The 5,849-nt window shown below is 61.1% G+C and carries 5 protein-coding genes and 1 pseudogene; 2 read left to right on the forward strand and 4 right to left on the reverse strand.

Annotated features, from left to right (window positions below):
* A pseudogene (locus tag QOC89_RS16255) lies at positions 1 to 495 on the reverse strand (hypothetical protein); the annotation flags it as partial.
* Positions 496 to 686: 191 nt separating this feature from the next.
* Here QOC89_RS16255 and QOC89_RS16260 point away from each other — a divergent pair.
* Positions 687 to 1,718 (forward strand): MerR family transcriptional regulator, encoded by a 1,032-nt coding sequence (locus QOC89_RS16260; protein WP_323045947.1) that lies wholly within the window; start codon positions 687 to 689, stop codon positions 1,716 to 1,718.
* A gap of 56 nt (positions 1,719 to 1,774) precedes the next feature.
* On the opposite strand, the gene QOC89_RS16265 is transcribed toward QOC89_RS16260, so the two are convergent.
* The 3 genes from QOC89_RS16265 to QOC89_RS16275 all read right to left on the reverse strand — a co-directional run bounded on the left by QOC89_RS16265 (position 1,775) and on the right by QOC89_RS16275 (position 4,702).
* Positions 1,775 to 2,638, reverse strand: a complete 864-nt coding sequence (locus QOC89_RS16265; RefSeq protein ID WP_323045948.1) for a MurR/RpiR family transcriptional regulator — start codon at positions 2,636 to 2,638, stop codon at positions 1,775 to 1,777.
* A 93-nt stretch (positions 2,639 to 2,731) separates the two neighbouring features.
* Complete coding sequence (locus QOC89_RS16270) at positions 2,732 to 3,814, reverse strand: sn-glycerol-3-phosphate ABC transporter ATP-binding protein UgpC (protein ID WP_323045949.1); 1,083 nt, start codon at positions 3,812 to 3,814, stop codon at positions 2,732 to 2,734.
* Positions 3,815 to 3,928: 114 nt separating this feature from the next.
* Positions 3,929 to 4,702: an SDR family oxidoreductase gene (locus QOC89_RS16275; protein ID WP_323045950.1), complete on the reverse strand. Its 774-nt coding sequence runs from the start codon at positions 4,700 to 4,702 to the stop codon at positions 3,929 to 3,931.
* Positions 4,703 to 4,980: 278 nt separating this feature from the next.
* Here QOC89_RS16275 and QOC89_RS16280 point away from each other — a divergent pair.
* Positions 4,981 to 5,849, forward strand: an 869-nt coding sequence (locus QOC89_RS16280) for a sugar ABC transporter substrate-binding protein (protein ID WP_323045951.1), incomplete at its 3' end; no start/stop codon positions are given.

Genomic DNA, 5,849 nt, shown 5'->3' on the forward strand with positions numbered 1-5,849 from the left:
CAGATCGTCGACCACGCGACGCAGCGTGTGGCCGTCCAGCACATACAAGCTCAGCGACTGACCTTCGTACGGATTGACGCGCGACGAACCCTCGTAGGTCACGCGAACGCCAAATGCGCGCAATTGCGGAGTGAGTTGATAGCGAGCGGTATCCAGATCGATTTGACTGAACTGGATCGCGTCGGAGCTAATAGCGGCCGGCTCATATTCATGTGCGATGATTGCACCGGACTTGCTGTCGGCGACCAGCACTTCGACGTCGTACTGGCCTCCGTCGTCTGTATTGCCGGCTTTCGGCAGCGCCTGCACGGCCAGCGTCAGCGAAGGATCGGCGGGCCAGATTTTGCACGCGGCATGTTCAGTGTCGAGTTGCCGTCCGGGATGCAAAGTTTTCATCCAGGTGGCGAGGTGGGACTGGCAGTCGGCCGTCGCGTCAGTTGCGGCGTGGGCGAACAGGGGCAGACAGAGCATGGCTGAAGCTATTAATTTTTTCATTTTCCCTTCGGTTTTTTTTCGAACAACGCGCAGTGGTTTGATGGATTCCGCCAACCTCGCGGATTCTAGGGTGCGCGCTGTTCGTTGTAAAACGATGACACGAAAACGATACCGCGCTGCGGATATCCTGTTGACTCGGCCCCAAGGGCCGACTGCATCATGTGCGTGGTCAGCATACGAAGAGGTGACCCATGGCTTGCTCCACTCCGTTTTTGAATGCTTCCGAAGCAGCGCGGCAACTCGGTGTATCAACCAAGGCTCTGCGGCTCTACGAGCAGCGAGGCTTGTTGACGCCAGAACGCACCCTTGCCGGATACCGGACCTATGGTCCCGAGATGATGGCGCGGGCTGCGGCGATCGTGGCGCTGCGTGCGCTTGGCCTCAGCGTTGCCCAAGTGTCACGTGTGCTGGAAGGCGATCCGCAAAGCCTGGAGCCGGCCCTGGCTGCGCACGAGGCAACGCTCCACGCTGAAATCCGCCGCCTCGTGAATACGATCGACAAGGTCCAAAGGCTGCGCGCCGATCTTGCCCGCGGTCAGGCACCAGCCGACGGAGAATTGGCGCGTCTGCTAAACCCGTCGGCGGGATTCAACGTGTCCTTCGAGCTCCCTTGGCCTTGGGGCGGCGAACGTTTCGAAACTGGCGAGATCCGGCCGCTGAACTACATCATCGGGCCGTTGGGAAGTGGCAAGACACGGCTGGCTATGCGACTGGCTGAGAAACTACCTAACGCCACATTCCTCGGTCTTGAGCGGATAAAAGATGGCACTGCCGCAACACGCCTCGAAGCGGATACAGCGCTCAAATCGCGAGTCGCTCCGACGCTGGCGTGGCTTATTGATGAAGGTGCCGTGGAATCGGAAGCGCTAACTGCGCTGCTCGTCGGATTGGAAGCTGAAGGGCCAGACGTGCTAGTCGTCGATTTGGTCGAGCAAGGATTGGATCAGGCAACACAGGAAGCATTGATCGTCCATCTCCGCCAACGCGCCAGGCTTGGCGCACGCCCTTTGTTCTTGATGACACGCTCTTCAGCGATTCTGGATCTGGCGGCAATCGGCCCCGACGAATCCGTTATCCTGTGCCCGGCCAATCACAGTCCGCCCACTCGCGTGGCGCCTTTTCCGGGATCACCAGGATACGAGGCCGTCGCGACGTGTTTAGCCTCACCGGAAGTTCGTGCGCGGACGGCCGGCATGATCGCCTGGCGTCCTCAAGCGGCGTGACGGTTCATGCGCTCGTGTCGTTCGTTTGTCACAGAGATTGACGCGGACCCTCTCGGTCAATCCCCCGTCGCCTCCGGCTCATGCGACGACAACCGCGCCTTGGCATGCCGCATCTTTTCAAGCGTCTTGGGCCCCGCCTTCAACGCGACGCCGATCGCCAGCGCATCCATGATGCAAAGATGCACGAGCCGCGACACGCCGGGCGTATTCGGATCAATCGGACTCGGCACACGCAGCAGCAGCGGAATATCCACCAACCACGCCAGGCGCGAGCCGACATTCGTCAGCGCAATCGTCGTCGCGCCACGCTCCTTGGCGATCTGAATACTTTCATTCACCTCGACGCTGCGGCCCGAATGCGAAATCGCAAACGCCACATCGCCCGGTTCCATGAGGCCTGCGTATAGACGCTGCAAATGGCCATCCGTAAACGCAGTGGCCGCAATATCCAGCCGCAAAAACCTTAAAGCCGCGTCTTGTACAACAAGTCCCGACCCCGAACCCACGCCGAAGAAGAAAACCCGTCCCGCACTCGACAACGCCGCAATCGCACTCTCAACCACCACCGGATCCAACGCAGCACACGCGTGCGTGACGCCATCGACCGCGGCCTCACCCACTTTGTCCATCAACGTCTGCACATCGTCGTCACGTGCAACCGCCGTCGATGCATACGGCACACCACCCGCCACGCTCTGTGCCAATTGCATCTTGAAGTCGCGCAGGCCATGCGCGCCGATCGCGCGGCAAAAGCGCGTGACGGAAGGCTCGGACACGTCCGCGCGCTGCGCGAGCTCGGTGATGCTCGCGCGCATCGCAAAGTCGACGTCGCTCAACACCATCTCGGCGACCTTGCGCTCGGCGGGCCGCAGATTGTCCAGCGCGCCGCGGATGTGGGGAATCAAGTTCGGTGCGGACACCCGGTGTTCCTTAAGGGTTAGATGAATCCGCGTCGCGTCGCAGCTTCAATCGGCTTATTCGGCTTCTTGCCGCTGTAAAAGGCAACACGCGGTTCAGACCAGCCTGCGTCCACTCTCCGTATCGAACAGATGAATATGCTCGGCCGGCAGGCGCAGCGTGACGCGCTGACCGGGCTCCACTTTCGAGCGCTGGCGCGTCGTCACGCACCACGTACTGCCGCCGATCTTCCCGTACAAATGGGTCTCGGCGCCAGTCGGCTCGACCACTTCGACTTCCAGCGTGGCGTCCGGCTTGTCGGTCATTGTTTCGATGTGCTCGGGCCGCACGCCGAGTGTGACTTTCGCGCCGACCACCGCGGACGCCGGCGCGCCTTCCAGCACGATCTCGCCACCGTCCGTGAGTTTTAACGCGAAGCCCTGTCCTTCCACCCGATTGGCCAACACCCCTTCAGCAAAATTCATCGACGGCGAGCCGAGGAAACTCGCGACGAACAGATTGGCCGGACGATCGTACAAATCGAGCGGACGGCCCACCTGTTCGATGCGCCCCGCGTTCATCACGACGATGCGATCGGCCATGGTCATCGCCTCGATCTGATCGTGCGTGACGTAGATCACCGTGTTCTTCAGACGCTGATGCAGCGCCTTGATTTCCGTGCGCATTTGCACGCGCAGTTTGGCGTCGAGATTGGACAGCGGTTCGTCGAACAGAAATAGCGAAGGCTCGCGCACCACCGCACGGCCCATTGCCACCCGCTGACGTTGACCGCCGGACAGCGCACGCGGCAAGCGATCCAGATAGCTGCCGAGGTTCAGCATCTTCGCCGCGGCTTCGATCCGCGGCTTGAAACTCGCGGACGATTCCTTGCGAATCCGCGGCCCGAACGCGATGTTTTCGTAGACCGACAGATGCGGATAGAGCGCGTAGCTCTGGAACACCATCGAGATATTGCGCTGCTGCGGCGCAAGCGTATTCGCGCGCGTGCCGCCGATCATCAGATCGCCGCCGCTGATCTCCTCGAGCCCCGCCACCATGCGCATCAGCGTGCTTTTGCCGCAACCCGACGGGCCGACCAGCACGACGAACTCGCCGTCGTCGATGTCGAGATCGATGCCGTGCACCACTTGCGTGTCGCCATAGCGTTTGAAGATGCCGCTCAGTTGCACTGCTGCCATGCTGTCCTCATCGTCGTGCTGTCATGCGGTCGTGCTGTTTTGTTTTGCTTTGCTTCGCCGAAGTCAAAGTCAAAGTCGAAGCAAGCGGCACGCCGCGTTATCCCTTCAATGTTTTCAGATCGATTCAAGCGTCAGTTCTTCCGCCATCAAACGGTTGCCGGCCATCAGCCCACCGTCGACCGGCAACGCGACGCCGGTAATCACTCGCGCCATCGGCGAGGCGAGAAACAACACCGCGTCGGCGATGTCGTCGGGCGTCGGGAAGTCGCGTAACGGGTACCACTTTTTCAGATCCTCGAAGACCTGCGGATTCTTGTCGACGCGCGCCTGCCATGCCTGCGTCTTCACCGTGCCCGGACAGACAATGTTCGCGCGAATCCCATAGCGGCCGAGTTCGATTGCCAGCGCTTTCGTGTAGCTGATCAGCCCGGCCTTCGCCGCGCTATACGCCGGATGCCCGAGCGCGGCCATGCCGTTCACCGAGCCGATCAGCACCAACGCGCCCGTCTGCCGTTCGATCATCGACGCGCGCACCGCTTCCACCGTGTGATACGTGCCGTTCAGGTTCAGATGGATGTCGCGTTGCCAGCTGGCGGCGTCCGTCGTGGCGAGCGTCAGGCCTTTCGCGGCGCCCGCGTTGGCGACCAGCACGTCCACCGGACCGCGCGTCTTGACCGCTTCGGCCACCGCTTGCTGCACTGCGGCGGCGTCGCCGAGGTCGACCGCAATCGGCGTGACATGCGCGGCGCCGATTTGCGCCGTCAAGCCGTGCAGCGCGACCGCGTCGATATCGAGCGCCAGCACCGTATCGCCCTGCTCCACGAAGCGCTTGCACAACACGCTGCCGATGCCACCGCAAGCGCCCGTTACCAAGACCACACGATTCATGTCTGCCCTCGCTCCTCAACCCTGTTGCAGCGCCATATGGCGTGTAAATTTCCTACAAACCGATTGCGGCGTAGTCGTCTAGTCATCCCGAATATTGGGTATCCGTTTCTTCCCGTCACGCAGAATATCCCTGCTTTACAGCATCTTATGCACAAAACTGACTAAGACGAAATATGGCAGACCCTACGTGACAAGCTATTTTGCGTCATGTAGGATTTTTTCAAACAATTCAACCCAAGCGGCCGGCGACGGCAGCAGACCACCCCCAGGAGAGAGAAATGTCGTTGCATGCCCGTGCTTCCCTCGCGCTAGGCAAAGTTGCCGTGGCGCTCGCGTTTGCAGGTATCGCCGTCGCGGCTCACGCCGACACGGTCCGCGTGACGGTCGCGCATTACAGCGATGCGACCGCGCCGTACTTCGAAAAGATGGCCCGTAACTTCGAGAAGGCCAATCCCGGCACCACGATCAAGATCGAAGACGTGAACTGGGACACGCTGCAACAGAAACTGCAAACGGACATTTCCGGCGGCGCCAACGCCGACCTGGCGATTGTCGGCACGCGCTGGCTGCTCGACTTCGTGAAGGACGACGTCGCCGAGCCGCTCGACGGCTACATGGACGCGAGCTTCAAGGCCCGCTTCATCGGCCCGTTCCTGGCACCGGGCGAAATCAACGGCAAGATTTATGGCCTGCCGATCGCGGCTTCCGCACGCGGGCTGTACTACAACAAGGATCTGCTCGCGAAGGTCGGCTACCCGGACGGCCCAAAAACCTGGAATGACGTGATCGACGCGTCGAAGAAACTGAAGGCGCAGGGCATTGCCGGCTTCGGTCTGCAAGGCAAGGAAATCGAAACCGACGTCTACTATTACTACGCGCTGTGGACCAACGGCGGCGATGTGGTCGGCAAGGACGGCAAGGCGGCCTTCAATTCGCCGGCCGGCATCAAGGCGGCCACGCTGTACAAGACTCTGATCGACGACGGCCTGACGCAGCCTGGCGTGACCGGCTACAGCCGCGAAGACGTGCAGAACCTGTTCAAGCAAGGCCGCGTCGCGATGATGATCTCCGCGCCGTTCCTCGCCAAGCAGATCAAGAAGGAAGCACCGAACCTGAAGTACGGTATCGATCCGATCCCGATGGGCAC

The sequence above is a fragment of the Paraburkholderia sp. genome (assembly GCF_034668105.1).
GTDB lineage: Bacteria > Pseudomonadota > Gammaproteobacteria > Burkholderiales > Burkholderiaceae > Paraburkholderia.

Excerpts from the sequence above, each read along its gene's own strand:
- QOC89_RS16260 (WP_323045947.1), top strand. The coding sequence starts at position 687 with ATGGCTTGCTCCACTCCGTTTTTGAATGCTTCCGAAGCAGCGCGGCAA.
- QOC89_RS16270 (WP_323045949.1), bottom strand. The coding sequence starts at position 3,814 with ATGGCAGCAGTGCAACTGAGCGGCATCTTCAAACGCTATGGCGACACG.
- QOC89_RS16275 (WP_323045950.1), bottom strand. The coding sequence starts at position 4,702 with ATGAATCGTGTGGTCTTGGTAACGGGCGCTTGCGGTGGCATCGGCAGC.